The sequence below is a fragment of the Vibrio hibernica genome, from assembly GCF_015223435.1.
In the GTDB taxonomy this organism is placed as follows: Bacteria; Pseudomonadota; Gammaproteobacteria; order Enterobacterales; family Vibrionaceae; genus Vibrio; species Vibrio hibernica.
On the sequence record NZ_VHKO01000001.1, the window covers coordinates 145,729 to 161,228 of the forward strand.

Below are 15,500 nucleotides of genomic sequence, written 5' to 3' on the forward strand. Positions count from 1 at the left end.
GAATGATAGGTTAAATATATGTAAAAACTATATCGAATCTAACTGCCCATATTGTTTTTAATGTAGAATGCCTTTCATTAAAATGAATTAATGTAGGTAGTTTTTTGAATTTACGACATATTTTATTATTGAGCTTTTCTTGTATAACGTTGTCTGCTCATGCTGACACGTTGCCTGAACGCATCGCCCAATTTAAAAAGTCGTTTACGAATAGTGATGCTATTGCTGTTTATGATATGAGAGTTATTCAAACCGACTACCCTTCAAACTTGTTATCACCAGAGAGTATGCTCCCCCAAACGTCAAATTATCCATTAAAGGACTTACAACAAGTTTATAAAATTGCGACTACATGCAAAGGTAAATATCCTCTCAGTCCATTAGTGACACAACCTTTAGTTTTCGCGCGCGCGATGTGCAAAGGTACTCCCTTACCTTTAAAATGGTTTATTCGTTCCAACCTCATTCACCCAGGAGGAGGAACTTATGCGGCTCGTTACGTCGAATTACATCCGGATAAATATAAAGCACTCACACCATTTATGCATGTGCAGGAAAGACAAAAAGCGGCTAAAAATACATTATTAGGTCGATTACAATTAATGCCATATGATGCAATTGCAGCTTTAATTGCCGGTTCTGAAACTATTTTGTCTCATAATGAAATTTGGCTACGGCGTGGGACTGAGTATCAAATCTACTCGAAAAAAACGCTGGAATTACACATAAAAGAAGCAGACTTATCCGTAAGCTCTTTTGATTTAGCGGAGCATTGTTATGTACGTAATGGCAATGTTTGCTGGGATAATAGAAACGAATCAGAGACCCTTTTTTACAGCATATTTGCCTTAGGTATCGTTAATATAATTTTAATATGCAGCTGGGGTTATTCACGTTGGTTAAGTAAGCGTAAAGACTTACGAAGCCGTATGTTAGTATTACAAATATTAACCCATGAATTAAGAACGCCAATTGCAAGCCTATCGCTTACTGTTGAAGGTTTTCGACGGGAATTCGAACATTTACCACATACCGTTTATGATGAATTTAGACGATTATGTGAAGATACTCGTAGACTTAGGCAATTAGCCGAAGCTAGTAAGGATTATCTCCAATCTGATACTCAGATATTAGCGACAGAGTGGATACCTTCGGTTGGTGAATGGCTCGAGTACCGTTATGAGGAGTCTGATTTTAATATATCGATTGAATTAAATCAGGACTTAGCCGTGAAAGTAAATATTTATTGGTTAGGCACATGTGTCGATAATTTAGTACGTAACGCCTGTAAATATGGTATAGCTCCAGTATTATTAAAAGCAACAACGCATAAAAATAAATTAGTGCTTGAAGTCATTGATCAAGGACAACTAACAAAAAAAGATTGGACAAAACTTCGCAAACCATTTGTTAGTAAAAGTGGTTTAGGCCTTGGGTTAACGATTGTTGAATCAATGGTTGCTCGTATGGGAGGCAATATGAGCCTAAGTGGTCCACCGACGACATTTAAATTGGAGATTCCCTGTGAAACAGACACTGCTACTCGTTGAAGATGATCGCAACCTTGCTGACGGATTATTAGTTAGTTTGGAACAAGCGGGTTATGAATGTTTACATGCTGAACTGGCTGCTGATGTAGCAGCTTTATGGGATAAAGCAGATTTAGTCATTCTCGATAGACAATTACCTGATGGTGATTCTGTGACATTTTTAGCGGATTGGAAGCAAATCAAATCAGTCCCTGTTATTCTTTTAACGGCACTTGTTTCTGTTAAAGATAAAGTTTCAGGGTTAGATGCCGGAGCGAATGATTACTTAACTAAACCTTTTGCAGAAGCAGAGCTATTTGCTCGTATTAGGGCACAGCTAAGAGTTCCAGAAGGGGAGGATGATGGAAGTAAAGTTATTGTTGGTGAACTTCTTATTGATAAAACGACACGTGAAGTTAAATTTGGCGAAGAAATCATTACAATGACTCGTACCGAGTTTGACTTACTTGTCTTCCTCGCGGCAAATTTAGGTCGTGTTTTTACACGTGATGAGCTACTTGATCATGTATGGGGCTATAATCACTTTCCAACGACTCGTACTGTAGATACTCATATATTACAGCTTCGTCAGAAAATCCCAAGTATCAAGATTGAAACATTACGTGGTGTCGGTTATAAAATGAAAGCTTAATAATATGCTGAAAATTGAGCCTAGATTATTATTACTTCTTATTCTCTTGTTGCCCAACCACAGTTGGGCAGCAAGAGAATGGTTTACAGAACAAACGTCAATCATTCGTGCTCATAAAGCTTTGCTTGAAGGAGACTTAAAACAAAGCTTTGATTCTATGGTTGAAGCTTGGCAAAGTAATCCTGAGCCATATGAAAAAGAACATCTAGATGGTTTATTACTCAAAGGTTTAGATGTTGATTGTGGTCGAGGGTTTGATCCTTCTGGCTATCCACATTGGTTAGATAAGCTTACAATTCAAAGGCAAGAAGTCCAAAATACCGGACGGCTAAGTTATAGTTTAAACATTGATGTGCTTACTACGTTAGATATTAATAAATTATCGTTTATACGTTGGCCGAGTCGGTCTTTACTGACTCATGCAAAATTAACCAACGAAAAAGTAAATGATAAATATCATAACAATAGCCAAATCGATCTTAATACAGAAATCGAAAGTGGTTTATATAAAATACAATTAGAGACAACATCTGGAAAGAATTGGGAGCACTGGGTCATTTTAGCCAGTCCGAATAATGAGCAATCAGTAAGATGGAAATCTAAAGATAGTTGGATCATTGATAAAACAGCTTTACTGAATCGATATTGTCCATTACCAGTTTTGGACGTGATGCTTTATGGAATACTCGATGGTGACTACAAAAAAGTGTGGTCAGAAGAATATGAATCAAATTATCCGAAAACTGTACCAGCATCAAACTTACCGGCCAACCGCTATTTACTAGGGGTTTCAATGACACATAAACATTGGCAAGGTCTAATTTCAATTGAATATAAACAAGTGATTAATAAAACGTACGATTTATCTAATTAAGGGTTCATTATGTTTGATGACATACCAACATTAACACACAAAGAACAACAAGAAGCAGTCGAAGAAATTCAAAAACTAATGAGAGAAGGTATTAGTACGGCAGAAGCTATTAAAATAATAGCTAGTAAAATCAGGGCAGAGAAGAAAGAAGATTAGTTTTATTATGCACTATAACTAAATCAGGGCATAAAATAATAGGGGGCAATTCGCCCCCTATACTAATGCTGATTTTCTTCAAACTCATCTAACCGTTGAGAATGTTTATCTCTATGTGCTTTTCGACGTGATTTACTCTTTTCGATTAACTCTCCATCAAAGTCATCAAAATCTCTTTTCGATTTTTTATCTAAAGCGCGGCTATCATTACTTAGCCATTTATCCCAGTTGCTCATTTTGTTATCCAAACACGGTTATTATAAAAACAATTATTATTAAGCCTAGTAAGATTATGAAAAAGCAATGTGACAGTAAAACGAATAATTTTTCACGTTAGGATGAAAATTATTAATCGTCAGAAGTTGTTCTCAACTCAAAATCAATATCGATTAATTGCTGAATTACATCAACTTTTTCATGGCTATTATTCCAACAAAGATACAGTGATTGTTCCATAACCGGAGCATCTTCAATAATAAATAATTCTCCAGAATTAACCGTTTTTGAAATCACAGGATCAGGTAAATAAGCCATTCCTTTATTTGATAATAAATAATTTAAAACAATCCGACTTGATGAAGCATGGAGGATTGGTGTTTTTAATAATTTATTTATCCTTGCATGCTCAATAGAAAAACGAGTTCCCCAATCCAAGTAAGCAAGAGGAAGATCTTTTAGATCATCAAAACTAATACCTTCTTCAGTGGTGACAAGCTTAAATTCAAAGTTAGCAACTCGCTTTAAGTTAAAGCCCTCAACTTTAGGAGGATCACCCAGTAACGCTACATCAATACTTTTCTCTAATAATGCACGTACAATATCTTGACGACCAATGGATTCCAATCGGAATGCTGCTCCTGATAAACTATCATGCAAGTCATTAATCCAATTTGATATTCCGCCTAATTCCCACACACTAGATGACGCCCCGATGGCAATCTGCTCCATATAGTTTTCACTTAATATTACATCTTGTCTAGCACGCCCCCAGGTTTGTAAGATTGATTCTGCGTAGGGGAGGAGGCGCTCGCCAGCCGGAGTTAGGTGGACATTACCCCGTTGACGAGAAAAAAGAGGACTGCCTAATTGGCTTTCTAGTTGGCGAATCCGGAAGCTTACCGCTGATTGGGTTAAATATAAGCTTTCAGCTGCACGACCAAAATGACGAGTTTTACCTACTTCTAGAAAAGTACGTAATAGTTCAGTATCCATTAAAACCTCAAACAATTTAAAAAGATAACAACATTGTCTATTACTAATAAGAATACCCTAATTTGATAAATAATTTTTATTAAATTGAACAAAATATTTTGTTGTACACAAACACGATAAACACCTATTTTCGCTAAAACATGAGTAGCAAGGTTAAAAAAGAAATGAGAAATTCTGGTAAATTTTTTGATACTAAACATTTTGCTCGAGGCTTTAGCCGTTCGGGTGAATTTACGATTAAAGAAGCACAGATCCTTGAAAACTATGGCCGAACGATGCAAGGGCTTTTTGAAGGGATAATTCAACCACAAGATGATGATGAGATACTTTTTATCTCCGCTTTTAAAGAAGACGAAGACATTATTGGTAACTCTTATTCAAACTGTTGGAAAAAGTATCTGAATAAAACACAACGTAAGCGTAGCTACACACTATGCAGTACTGTGAAAAATTCCACATCTTCGTATGATGACGATGATGGAGACAGTGACGATATATTAATTGATGATTAATGTTCATCATGAGACTCAAAGCCCACCACGCAATGGTGGGCTTTTTTATGCGTATAGAAAGGATAACCGTGTAACTAACTGGATAATTGTAACCATTAATTATCTACTTTAAATTCAATACCTTAGAGTGCACTATTATTGATAGCATGAGAGTACATGCAAGATAAAAATGTTACCCACAAACTAATCACAATATGTAATATTATTACCAGTTTGTGTTTCTTTGTAGTTTTGTTTTGTTTTGAATTTTCAACTTGTTATCGTCCCATTTCATTTATCTCGTTTCATTACACTGTAACTTTTTTGCATTCATTAAATATTAAGGATTATATGCAGCAAGAGGGTTTTTATTGGTATAAGAAAGGTAAGGGGGTATTGGTGGGTAATAAAAAAGGAGCCTCAGAAAAAGAGTACTCCGTAGATTTGTCTGCGATCAATAGGTTATTTTGTTAGTGTTTTAATAGCGTTTGCTAATCCATCTACATCCGCACCATTAATCACATAAGTATTATTAATGGTTGCCCCTTTACTTGGCATTACAACTAAAGCGGGCGTGCCTTTGAAACCTAACTGAGAAAATAATTGTAAGTTTTTCTGGTATGATTCTGTTACTGAAAATTTTGACATATCCATGCCTGCTGATTTTGCTTGTTGATCGATCACCATCTTTGTCAGTTTTCCTTCATTTAACCCTGTTGAATAAACACCATTATGATAATTACCGTAAGCCTTTGAGCCTTTTTGAGCAAAGATTGCTAACCCCATTTGAGCAGCATACTTTGATGGTTCCCAACGATTACCAAAAATAGGCGTTTCTTTAAAAATAAATTTAACATTTGGGTAGTTATTTTGCATTTTTTCAACAATAGGTGCTATTTTATAGCAATAGATACATTGGTAATCAAAAAACTCCACTACATTAATTTTTGCATCTTTAGGACCAATAAATGGTGTTAAAGGATCATTTAGTAAAATATCTTTATTTGCTAATATCGCTTTTTTCTGACTATTTGATTGTTGTTCTAACTGCTGTTGCTGTAATTTTTGACTCGCTTGGATCAAAAACTCAGGGTGTTCAACTAAGTATTGAGCTGCAATTTCACCAATTTTATCTTGTTGCTCAGGTGTGAAATTAGCCGTAGTAGCAAATGCAGGCATCGCTAGTAGTGCTAAAGGGACAATGATTTTTTTCATATAGTTATTACCGTTGAATGTAGTTTATAAAATATAGATAGATTCTCTAAGAGCATACATGAATGGTTAAGTTCAATAGAACATTTTAACATTTCTCAAAGCAGACATATAACTTGGGTAAAAAGTGACATTACAACTTTGGGCTTACAAACAAAGTGCGCATTATATGCATTATGTTAAATTAGTGATTGCCATACATTTATCTGATTACACCCTTACATCTTCCCTATTAAAACAAAAGAAGTTAGCAACGGCTTTCCATTGCTAACCCGAACCTTCGTCTTTATTTACAATTTATAACTTCTGATTGGGGCAAAATACTATTTACTTGGTATTCTCCATTTAGATTTCTATAAACTACCGCAACAAAAGCTATATTAGACTCTTCCGTTGTGAAATTAATCTTATAGTTCATACCTGCAACAACTTGTTCAGTTGCGCTTTGGACTTCTTTAACCGTATGCTTGCCTTCCATACTTGAGGCTGCTGCTATAGCGGCTTGCTTTAGTTCCGGAGTAATTTTAGCTTGTTGCCATCCACCAGGTATTGATTGAGTAGCCTCACATTTTTTCGATACTTCTAACGTTTGTTTATTTTGCTTAGGCTCAGAGCTACATGCTATTAACACGAGCGAACTTACTGTTACTAAAAGTATTTTCTTATACATAATTAGATCTCATATTTAAAATTAGTATTTAATTATATTATCTTGTTGAGGTTTATTGCCTATTATTGAATTGTCTATCTATGATCTTCTATTTCGATGATCGATTCTTCGATAACATGAGCAATTTGTTTATCATCTTCGGTTAGTCGTTTATTCTTCCAGCTTCCTCGGCTAAACCATGCAACTGAAATAAAAGCTATTGCAATATTAGTAATCGCAAATGACCACCAAATACCATGAGCACCTAAATCAGAATGTTTCGATAACACATATGCGATTGGGAACTGAATTACCCACTGAGAAATAAGAGATAATAACATAGTATTGAGCATGTTCCCTGAAGCTCTAAATGCAGAAACAATACAAAGCTGCACACCTATAAAACCCCACGTTAAACACATAGTCCTTACAAATTTCGCACCATTTTCGATGACTAGAGAGTCATTAGGAACAAAAAATGCAACTAGATAAGATGCCGAAAAATAAGCAATAACACCGATTATACTTAACCCAATAAAGCCCCAAATAGTCCCTAAAATAGCAATTTTAGATGCTCTTTCTATATTGTTTGCCCCGATATTTTGTCCAACAAGTGTTGAAACCGCCATTGATAAACCCATTGCTGGAATAGTAACGAACTGCAAAATATTAGAACCAACGCCATAAGATGCAATAGTGACAGTACCAAAACTCGCGACAAGAAATGACATAATAATCAAGCCTAAAGCTCTTGCCGACAACTCCACAGAACCTGGTGCGCCCAAGTAGAATGCTCGTTTTATATAGTCATAATCGGGTATGAAACTACGTACGTTTAATTGAATCCCATGTTTACCACGCATGAATATAGTGACACCAACAATCGCCGCAATAGCTTGGGTCACCAATGTCGCAAGCGCCGCGCCTCTTACTCCAAGTCCAGGTAACTCTCCATAGCCAAAAATAAATAATGGGTCGAGAACGAAGTTCATTAAAACCGTAACAAGAACTATGTATAAAGGTACTTTTACTTGCCCAACACCTCTCATAATTGCTTGGAAAATGGCATAGGTAAAAACAAATATCACACCGATAAAAGAGATATGCATAAATTGTAATGCATCATGATAGACGTCTTGCTCTACACCTAATAATCTTAAAAAATAAGGCGATAAATAATAACCGGTTAAACCTAAAACGACAGCGGTAATAAATACCATTAGCATGGTTTGAGCTGCAACATGATTTACCATTTCTTGATTTCCTGCACCCATGTATTGCGCAGATAATGTCGCGCCGGCCATGGCTAAGCCGGAACCTATCGCTATTACAAGAAATGTAACTGGCATGCTGATTGATACAGCTGCAACTTGCGCTGCACCTAAACGGCCAACCCAAAACGCATCCGTTAACTGATAAGCTGATTGCAATATCTGCCCAATCACAATAGGAATAGCCAAACTAATTAATGCTTTATTAATAGAGCCAGTAAATATTGTGCTTTGATTTGTTTTCATTTAAACCTATTTGCACTTATAGCCATTCTCATTAACCGCCCGCTAGTTTTACGGTATGACCTTTTTTTTCTAGGTAGGCTTTTATTTTTTCGCGATTATCACCTTGGATTTCAATAGTGCTATCTTTTACACTACCACCACATCCGCAAACTTTTTTTAGCTCTGCAGCGATTAATTTCAACTCAGGATCATTAGCATCCAAACCGGAAATAATGCAGACCCCTTTTCCTTTTCGGCCTTTAGTTTGCCGTTGAATGCGGACGATTCCATCCCCTTTTGGCCTTTCATCAATCTCTTTCTCTTGCTTAATACGACCAATGTCTGTTGAATATACTAGTGACATAAATAACCTTTAATATTTTTGAGTTTTTATAGTATCTGACTATAGATTAATTTAATAGTAATGAGATTTGGGATATGCTGATGTATTTGTTACATCACATTAAGTTATAGTGCGCTAGGAGTTCTGACTTATGCGAAAAATAATTCCTATAAACTCAGATTTAAATGAATTAAAAAATAGTCGAGAGAGGTTTTCTCTACCTATTAAATATGACCAATTAGATGCTTTAACACATCAACAGTATTCAAATAATTCTTTATTATCAATGCTAAATGACTGGAACCGGTTTAGTGCTTTTTGTCGATCAAAGCATGTATCATCTCTTCCCGCGGCGATTACAGCTATAAGGTTGTTCTTAGAGTGTGAGAGTCAAAAACGGAAATATGCCACACTACGTCGATATAGTTTAACGATCGGTTTGATACATCGACTACACTCCCTAGCCGATCCGACAAACCATAGACAGATTCATTTCACTCTTTCAGCACTACGAATTGAAAAAAAAGGCGATGCGACTCAAGCGATTGCTTTCACTCGTCAACATTTAATTCAATTAACTCATTTACTCGAACATTCCGATTCAGTTAAGGATTTACGCGATCTCATTGTCTACCACCTTATGTTTGAATGTGCATTAAAACGTGGTCAGTTAAGAACAATACAACCTCATCATTTAATCTTACAAGATCAAGAATCAAGCCAAATTATGATTGGCGATACTGGATATACCTTGAGTTCAACCCTATCAATTCTTTTACATAAATGGCTTTCAATTCTACCAAATAATAATAATTATTTACTTAGTCGTATTGATAAGCATGAAAACCTCGGGGATCAACCGTTAGATGACTCTTCTATTTACCGTATTTTTAGACGAGCAAGTGATTTATTAAAGCTACCACTGAGCTTAAATTTTTCAGGTCAATCTAGCCGGATCGGCGCCGCAAAAGATCTCTATTCCCAAGGGTATAATTTGAAACAGATACAAGATTTTGGCCGTTGGATGAGTCCCGTCATGCCAGCACAGTACTTAGAAAAGTTTCAATTATCTGAGTCAGAGCAACTTAAGTTTAAGCAAATAAAAAGTTGGGATTAAAAAGTTTATTAGCCATTTAACCCCTGCTTCTACCTTAGCTTACCCAATTACTATTGGGTCGCTCGACGGATAGCTTGTTCTAAGAAATCTGAAAATATGTGGCCGTTATGTTCCATTAATTTTGGAAACATTGAAATTGGCGTCATTCCAGGAAAAGTATTGACTTCATTTAGGTAAATTTCATTATCTTCAGTAAGAAAGAAGTCAATTCTCGATAAATCTTTTAATTTCATATGAACAAAGACTTTACGCGAGTATTGCTCAATTGCCTTTAATTGAGCCTCACTTAAATTTTTAGCTTCAAGCACCGTCGTTGAATGACTATCTGCGCTGTATTTTTCATCATATGTATAAAATACGCCATCAGGAGCAATTATTTCACCTGGAGGGGTAATAATTAATTGCCCTTCATATTGATAAGCCGCAACTTCCAACTCTCTAGGCTTAACCGATTTTTCAACTAAAACCTGATCTGAGTATTGGAAAGCACTTTGAATAGTCGCTGCCATCTCACTCCTTTTAGTTACACTGTAGCACCCGACCGATGAACCTTGCCGAGCAGCTTTAATAAATACTTTTCCCCATAAATCAAAAGCTTGCTCAGAAATAAGAATTGATTCAGTAGAATTTTCTGTCAAATAACGATACGGAGTATTGGGTATATTTAAAGCCTCGTACCATAATTTTGATGTTATTTTATTAAAGCTATTAGAACTAGATTCCGCATTACAACCAAGGTACGGGATCTTGGCCATATCAAGCAGTGATTGAATATCTCCAGTTTCACCAGGAAAACCGTGGATACAAGGAACAACATAATCGATTTTAACTGATGCAAAATCATCGCCTTTTAGAGACGCATGTGTGATATCAAGTTCAACCTGTTTAAAGGTGGATGTTAAGTTATCGTCTAACTGCCAACCATTAATTTTTGTGATTTCAACTTTTAACACATTGAAATCAGAGGTTAGTTTGAGCTGTTGCTCTAAATATCGGGCAGAAACTAGCGATACTTCATGTTCAGATGAACCACCACCACATAAAAGTAATATATTTTTCATTATTAATTCTGTTCTTCAAAAATATTTAGCCTCTTATCGTCTATCTAAGATAGAAGCATTTACTCTATAAAAAACACTTTCGCATTTAGATGCGAATTACCTATTTAAAATTTAAGGTAATTTTTTAAGTGTTGGATACTGAGAGTTTTTAACCGATTTTACACTTTTAATAAAGGGATCCATCGCTTGTAGATCAACCGAAAGGCGTAAAATAGCATCTTTTGCGTCACTTTTTGTCTTAAAATCCCCAAATAATAAACTATGCCACTGCTTACCACTTACCGTTTTAATATTCTCCCACTTGGGTTGATTAGCGGGTAACTGCTCTGCTACTTTCAATACTTTGTCTTCACTATTTAAAGCGGCAACTTGAACGAGGTAGTGACTAGAATCTGGCTGTTGGGCTGACTTGTTTTTATCTTCTGGATAAAATACTCGCACTGAAGATTTGCTGGTTGATTCTTGACTGTTTTCAGGTGCAGGGCTTAACTTAACTACCTTTTTATTTGATCCAGTGGAAGCTTCAATCATTGATGATTCATCTTTTACATCCTGCTCCATTGGTGAAGCACTAGTATCAGTAATTGGTTGAGCAATTTCGTCCGTTTTATAGGCCTCTTGATAAGACTCCGTTTTGACTTCTGAATCATAATTGCTTGACGAACAGGCTGCCAACAACAGCACGGAAAGAGAAATAATTGCTATCTTGTTCATAGTAACCACACATTCATTAAAACCTAGTTTCATCATGCCCCTAGCACCATTTAATATCAAGGAATAAGCCATCAGAAACTTAAAAATTACCAATATCCTGACGCAATGAAATCCCTTTGAATACAATTCAAACAATATTTTATTCCTGAATTTGCCACAGCTCTTTTTTGTGTATATGTTTTTTATTAAGTCGCCGAATTATGGGTATAGATCACATACAAGCATTTGTCAGATAATACTTTTGTCTATTTTGATTATGATATCTATATTCAAGCTGTTTATCATCATGGTGAATACTAATGCTCAATTTAGACAAATTATTAAAACCATCCTCCATTGCTGTTATTGGAGCTTCACAACGTCCCTTTCGAGCCGGTTCTATCGTGATGAAGAATTTATTGCAAGGCGGTTTTCATGGTGCAATCATGCCTGTTACACCAAAATATAAATCTGTCAGCGGTGTGTTGGCTTATCCAAATATCGAAGCGCTACCTTTAACTCCAGATTTAGCCGTGATCTGTACAAATGCAAAACACAATAAGTTAATCATTCAGCAATTAGCAGATAAGGGCGTTGGTTCTGTCATTATAATTTCAGCTGACATGTACCAAAGCCAAAGTATAAATTCAGATATAACATTAGATGAGGAATGTCTTGCCATTGCTCTGAAATCTGGCATGCGAATTTTGGGATCAAATAGTTTAGGTATTATTTTACCATGGCTAAACTTAAATGCATCTCTATCACCTGTCACGGCTTCTCGAGGAAACATTGCGTTTATTTCTCAATCTGCGGCTGTATGCACCACTATTCTTGATTGGGCAAACGATAAAAACATTGGTTTTTCCACTTTCGTCTCTTTGGGAAATGCTATTGATGTCGATTATGCAGAGCTTCTAGACACGTTATCAGTCGATAGTAAAACTTCAGCCATTCTTCTTTATGTTGATTCAATTAAAGATGCTCGCAGTTTTATGTCAGCAGCAAGAAGCGCCTCACGTAATCGCCGAATACTAGTGTTAAAAAGTGGGCGAAGCTACGCTGGCCAACAAGCCGTTTTAGCCCATACCAGAGGTGAACAAACATTAGATATTATTTATGACTCGGCTATAAAACGCTCTGGAATGTTACGAGTGAATAACACCCATGAATTATTTGCAGCGCTAGAAACATTAACGCACTCCGTTCCATTAAGAGGAGAACGATTAGCGATCATCACCAATGGCGGTGGGCCTGCCATTATGGCGGTGGATGCTTTAATCGACAGAGGCGGAAAATTAGCACAATTAACCGATGATACACTTGAAAAACTAAATGAAATGTTACCGCAAAGTTGGTCGCATAATAACCCTATAGATTTAGTTGGAGATGCTGATAGTCAACGCTATATCAACGTCATAAATTGTTTATTCGATAGTAAAGATATTGATGCGATTTTAATTATGCATAGCCCTTCTGCTATCTCACACCCAACCAAGACTGCAGAAAAAGTCATACAAGCAATTAAAGATCATAAGAAAAGTAAGCAATTTAATATTCTCACTAATTGGTCGGGAGAAGAAACAGCAAAAGAGGCTCGTCTCCTCTTCACTCAAGCTGGCATTCCAACATATCGAACACCAGAAGGTGCAATTGGTGCATATATGCACTTAGTTGAGTATCGACGAAACCAAAAGCAATTAATGGAAACACCGCTCTCTGTTGAGCTTAGAAACCCCGAACAACTGGCCCAAGCAAAACAATGGATTGAAGATAAAAGAACAAGTAATAGAACCCATCTTGATTCTCACCATATAACAACGTTAATGCAAAACTACGGCATTAACGTCCTCCCGACATGGCTTGCTTCAGATCCAAGTGAAGCCATTCATATTAGCGAACAAATAGGTTACCCTGTCATAGTTAAAATACGATCACCTGATATTGTACATAAATCACAAATTCAGGGGGTTATGCTTAATTTACGCAATGCAGAAGAAGTATCGAGTGCTGCACTGGCTATTTTAGATCGAGCAAAATTGGCTTACCCTTCCGCTTTAATTCAAGGTTTAACCATTCAAACGATGGCAAACCGAGCGGGTTCTCAAGAGTTACGTATAAAAATAGACAGCGATCCTGTATTTGGCCCAGTCATTAAACTTGGACAAGGAGGTTCTGAATGGGATGAAAATCATGATGCCTCAGTTGCACTTCTTCCTTTAAATATGGCACTCGCACGCTACCTTATTATTAGGGCCATGCGTGTAGGAAAACTAAGATTAGAACAATTACCCACCCCCATCGATACGATTGCGTTATGCCGATTTCTCGTACGATTATCACAGATGGTCATTGATTGCCCAGAAATAATAAGTTTAGATTTACATCCTTTATTAGCATCTGGAGATGAATTTACAGTGCTTGATGCAAGATTAGAACTGCAATCACAAGAAGGCTGTCCGAGACAACGTTTAGCCATTAAACCTTACCCTGTCGAGCATGAACAAACTGTTAACTTGAAAAACGCTGAACCTTGTTTACTTCGCCCTATTTTACCGGAAGATGAAGACCAGTTAGCCGGATTTATTACTCAAGTATCTCGTGAAGATTTATATAAGCGATTCTTCTCCGATATTGGTAAATTTAACCATGAAGTATTGGCTAACTTGACTCAAATTGACTATGACAGAGAAATGGCATTTGTTGCTACCCAAATAGATAAAAATAAACAGGAACATATTATTGGGGTCGCACGCGTGGTTGCCGATCCTCATAACTACGCGGCGGAATTCTCTATTTTGGTCCGTTCTGATTTAAAAGGTATTGGGCTCGGTAAAATATTGTTAGCAAAACTCATTCATTATAGCCAAGAAAAAGGAACAAAAAGGATGGTAGGAATGACGATGCCATCCAATAAAGGTATGGTCGGACTCGCAAAAAAAATGGGATTCAGCACAATCATTTCCTTTGAAGACAATGTTGTTGATATGCAATTAGAACTACAAAATCCCATTAATGGATTAAATTCGATTAGTCGAACTGACTAGATGACCTCCACTGTTTTTTAATTTGTTGAATTGCCCATGTTTTTGCTTTGCCCATTTTATTTCGTCGCCAAGCAATCACGACTTCAAATTTTTCTTCATTAGTATTTATGATTTTTTTTAATATACCGCTTTCAATAAGTGGCAATGCAACGTTTTTAGGCAAAGTACCAATACCAACCCCCGCACATAAAGCTTCTAGTTTTGCATTAAAATTATTGACGGTTAAGCGTGGTTGATCATCTAATAAATTACGTGTTAATGCTGGAGAAGTTCTGGCGGTATCAGCAATAACAATGGCTCGGTAGTTTTTTTGTGCATTAGTATCAAAAGGTGATGAGCGTTTATGTACATGATGATGACTGGCGGCAACCCATACCATCTCCATACAACCTAATGGCTCAATTTTCACATCAATCGGTGAATGATCTAGCTTAGGACAGATCAAAATATCAGCACGATCATAAGCTAAGGATTCCCAACATCCGGCTAATATTTCTTCTTGAAGCTTAATTCTTGTTTTAGCTACTCCTTCTATAGACATAACTAAAGGAAATAAACTCGATACAGGGATCAATCCATCATAAGCAATCGTTAAATCTAATTCCCACCCATGAGCAAGGATATTTGCATCAGAGACTAATTCTTGCGCCGCTGCAATAATGGTACGGCCACGGTCAAGCAATAAAAATCCAGCTTCTGTAAATACGGCTTTATGACCAGAGCGATCAAAAATAACCAAGTCTAAATCTTGTTCTAATTTTTGAACTTGATAACTTAAAGAGGAAGGTGCCCTATTCAATTCTTGAGCTGCGGCAGCAAAACTTCCCCTTCTCGCAATCGCATCCAGCACATGTAGAGCCTCTAATGTAATAGTGTGATTCAAATTAGTTCCATCCTTTTTTATAATTACATTAATAATATCGTGACATAAGTCACAATAATCAAATGTGGTATGCATGTTATAGAAT

16 protein-coding genes are annotated in these 15,500 nt (G+C 36.4%); 7 read left to right on the forward strand and 9 right to left on the reverse strand.

Annotated features, from left to right (window positions below; genetic code table 11):
- Nucleotides 1-86 precede the first annotated feature (86 nt).
- Genes vxrA through FH976_RS00645 form a run of 4 tightly spaced genes read left to right on the forward strand, consistent with a single transcriptional unit; the run spans nucleotide 87 to nucleotide 3,211 of the window.
- On the forward strand, nucleotides 87-1,550 hold the full coding sequence (gene vxrA, locus FH976_RS00630) for a sensor histidine kinase VxrA (RefSeq protein WP_407701620.1): 1,464 nt from the start codon (nucleotides 87-89) through the stop codon (nucleotides 1,548-1,550).
- Entirely contained in the window at nucleotides 1,525-2,181 is a 657-nt protein-coding gene (gene vxrB, locus FH976_RS00635) for a response regulator transcription factor VxrB (protein WP_194088969.1), read from the forward strand. The genes vxrA and vxrB overlap by 26 nt, the downstream gene beginning before the upstream one ends.
- Before the next feature lie 4 nt (nucleotides 2,182-2,185).
- Nucleotides 2,186-3,055 carry a DUF2861 family protein gene (locus FH976_RS00640; protein ID WP_194088970.1) on the forward strand — a complete coding sequence of 290 codons (870 nt, stop codon included), beginning with the start codon at nucleotides 2,186-2,188 and terminating at the stop codon, nucleotides 3,053-3,055.
- 9 nt (nucleotides 3,056-3,064) lie between these two features.
- Nucleotides 3,065-3,211 carry a YoaH family protein gene (locus tag FH976_RS00645; RefSeq protein WP_194088971.1) on the forward strand — a complete coding sequence of 49 codons (147 nt, stop codon included), beginning with the start codon at nucleotides 3,065-3,067 and terminating at the stop codon, nucleotides 3,209-3,211.
- Between the two features lie 62 nt (nucleotides 3,212-3,273).
- On the opposite strand, the gene FH976_RS00650 is transcribed toward FH976_RS00645, so the two are convergent.
- Both FH976_RS00650 and hdfR read right to left on the reverse strand, forming a co-directional pair.
- Entirely contained in the window at nucleotides 3,274-3,447 is a 174-nt protein-coding gene (locus tag FH976_RS00650) for a hypothetical protein (protein WP_194088972.1), read from the reverse strand.
- A gap of 112 nt (nucleotides 3,448-3,559) precedes the next feature.
- Nucleotides 3,560-4,423 carry an HTH-type transcriptional regulator HdfR gene (gene hdfR / locus FH976_RS00655; protein WP_194088973.1) on the reverse strand — a complete coding sequence of 288 codons (864 nt, stop codon included), beginning with the start codon at nucleotides 4,421-4,423 and terminating at the stop codon, nucleotides 3,560-3,562.
- Nucleotides 4,424-4,587: 164 nt separating this feature from the next.
- On the opposite strand from hdfR, the gene maoP reads away from it, so the two are divergent.
- Nucleotides 4,588-4,935 (forward strand): DUF413 domain-containing protein, encoded by a 348-nt coding sequence (gene maoP, locus FH976_RS00660; protein ID WP_194088974.1) that lies wholly within the window; start codon nucleotides 4,588-4,590, stop codon nucleotides 4,933-4,935.
- 441 nt (nucleotides 4,936-5,376) lie between these two features.
- On the opposite strand, the gene FH976_RS00665 is transcribed toward maoP, so the two are convergent.
- The 4 genes from FH976_RS00665 to yciH form a co-directional block, all read right to left on the reverse strand.
- The gene (locus FH976_RS00665; RefSeq protein WP_194088975.1) at nucleotides 5,377-6,129 is read right to left on the reverse strand and encodes a DsbA family protein; all 753 of its coding nucleotides are present in this window, start codon (nucleotides 6,127-6,129) and stop codon (nucleotides 5,377-5,379) included.
- A gap of 283 nt (nucleotides 6,130-6,412) precedes the next feature.
- Entirely contained in the window at nucleotides 6,413-6,796 is a 384-nt protein-coding gene (locus tag FH976_RS00670) for a cystatin domain-containing protein (RefSeq protein ID WP_194088976.1), read from the reverse strand.
- A gap of 74 nt (nucleotides 6,797-6,870) precedes the next feature.
- On the reverse strand, nucleotides 6,871-8,292 hold the full coding sequence (locus FH976_RS00675; protein WP_194088977.1) for an MATE family efflux transporter: 1,422 nt from the start codon (nucleotides 8,290-8,292) through the stop codon (nucleotides 6,871-6,873).
- A 31-nt stretch (nucleotides 8,293-8,323) separates the two neighbouring features.
- The gene (gene yciH / locus FH976_RS00680; protein WP_194088978.1) at nucleotides 8,324-8,635 is read right to left on the reverse strand and encodes a stress response translation initiation inhibitor YciH; all 312 of its coding nucleotides are present in this window, start codon (nucleotides 8,633-8,635) and stop codon (nucleotides 8,324-8,326) included.
- A 130-nt stretch (nucleotides 8,636-8,765) separates the two neighbouring features.
- Here yciH and FH976_RS00685 point away from each other — a divergent pair, with 130 nt between their 5' ends.
- Nucleotides 8,766-9,731, forward strand: a complete 966-nt coding sequence (locus FH976_RS00685; RefSeq protein ID WP_194088979.1) for a tyrosine-type recombinase/integrase — start codon at nucleotides 8,766-8,768, stop codon at nucleotides 9,729-9,731.
- 50 nt (nucleotides 9,732-9,781) lie between these two features.
- Here the strand turns inward: FH976_RS00685 and FH976_RS00690 are convergent, their stop codons facing one another.
- The gene (locus FH976_RS00690; protein ID WP_194088980.1) at nucleotides 9,782-10,792 is read right to left on the reverse strand and encodes a D-alanine--D-alanine ligase; all 1,011 of its coding nucleotides are present in this window, start codon (nucleotides 10,790-10,792) and stop codon (nucleotides 9,782-9,784) included.
- A 111-nt stretch (nucleotides 10,793-10,903) separates the two neighbouring features.
- Nucleotides 10,904-11,542 carry an SPOR domain-containing protein gene (locus FH976_RS00695; RefSeq protein WP_194088981.1) on the reverse strand — a complete coding sequence of 213 codons (639 nt, stop codon included), beginning with the start codon at nucleotides 11,540-11,542 and terminating at the stop codon, nucleotides 10,904-10,906.
- Nucleotides 11,543-11,805: 263 nt separating this feature from the next.
- On the opposite strand from FH976_RS00695, the gene FH976_RS00700 reads away from it, so the two are divergent.
- Nucleotides 11,806-14,532, forward strand: coding sequence for a bifunctional acetate--CoA ligase family protein/GNAT family N-acetyltransferase (locus FH976_RS00700; protein ID WP_194088982.1), 2,727 nt, complete (start codon nucleotides 11,806-11,808; stop codon nucleotides 14,530-14,532).
- On the opposite strand, the gene FH976_RS00705 is transcribed toward FH976_RS00700, so the two are convergent.
- On the reverse strand, nucleotides 14,516-15,415 hold the full coding sequence (locus FH976_RS00705; RefSeq protein WP_194088983.1) for a LysR family transcriptional regulator: 900 nt from the start codon (nucleotides 15,413-15,415) through the stop codon (nucleotides 14,516-14,518). The genes FH976_RS00700 and FH976_RS00705 overlap by 17 nt on opposite strands.
- Between the last annotated feature and the right edge of the window lie 85 nt (nucleotides 15,416-15,500).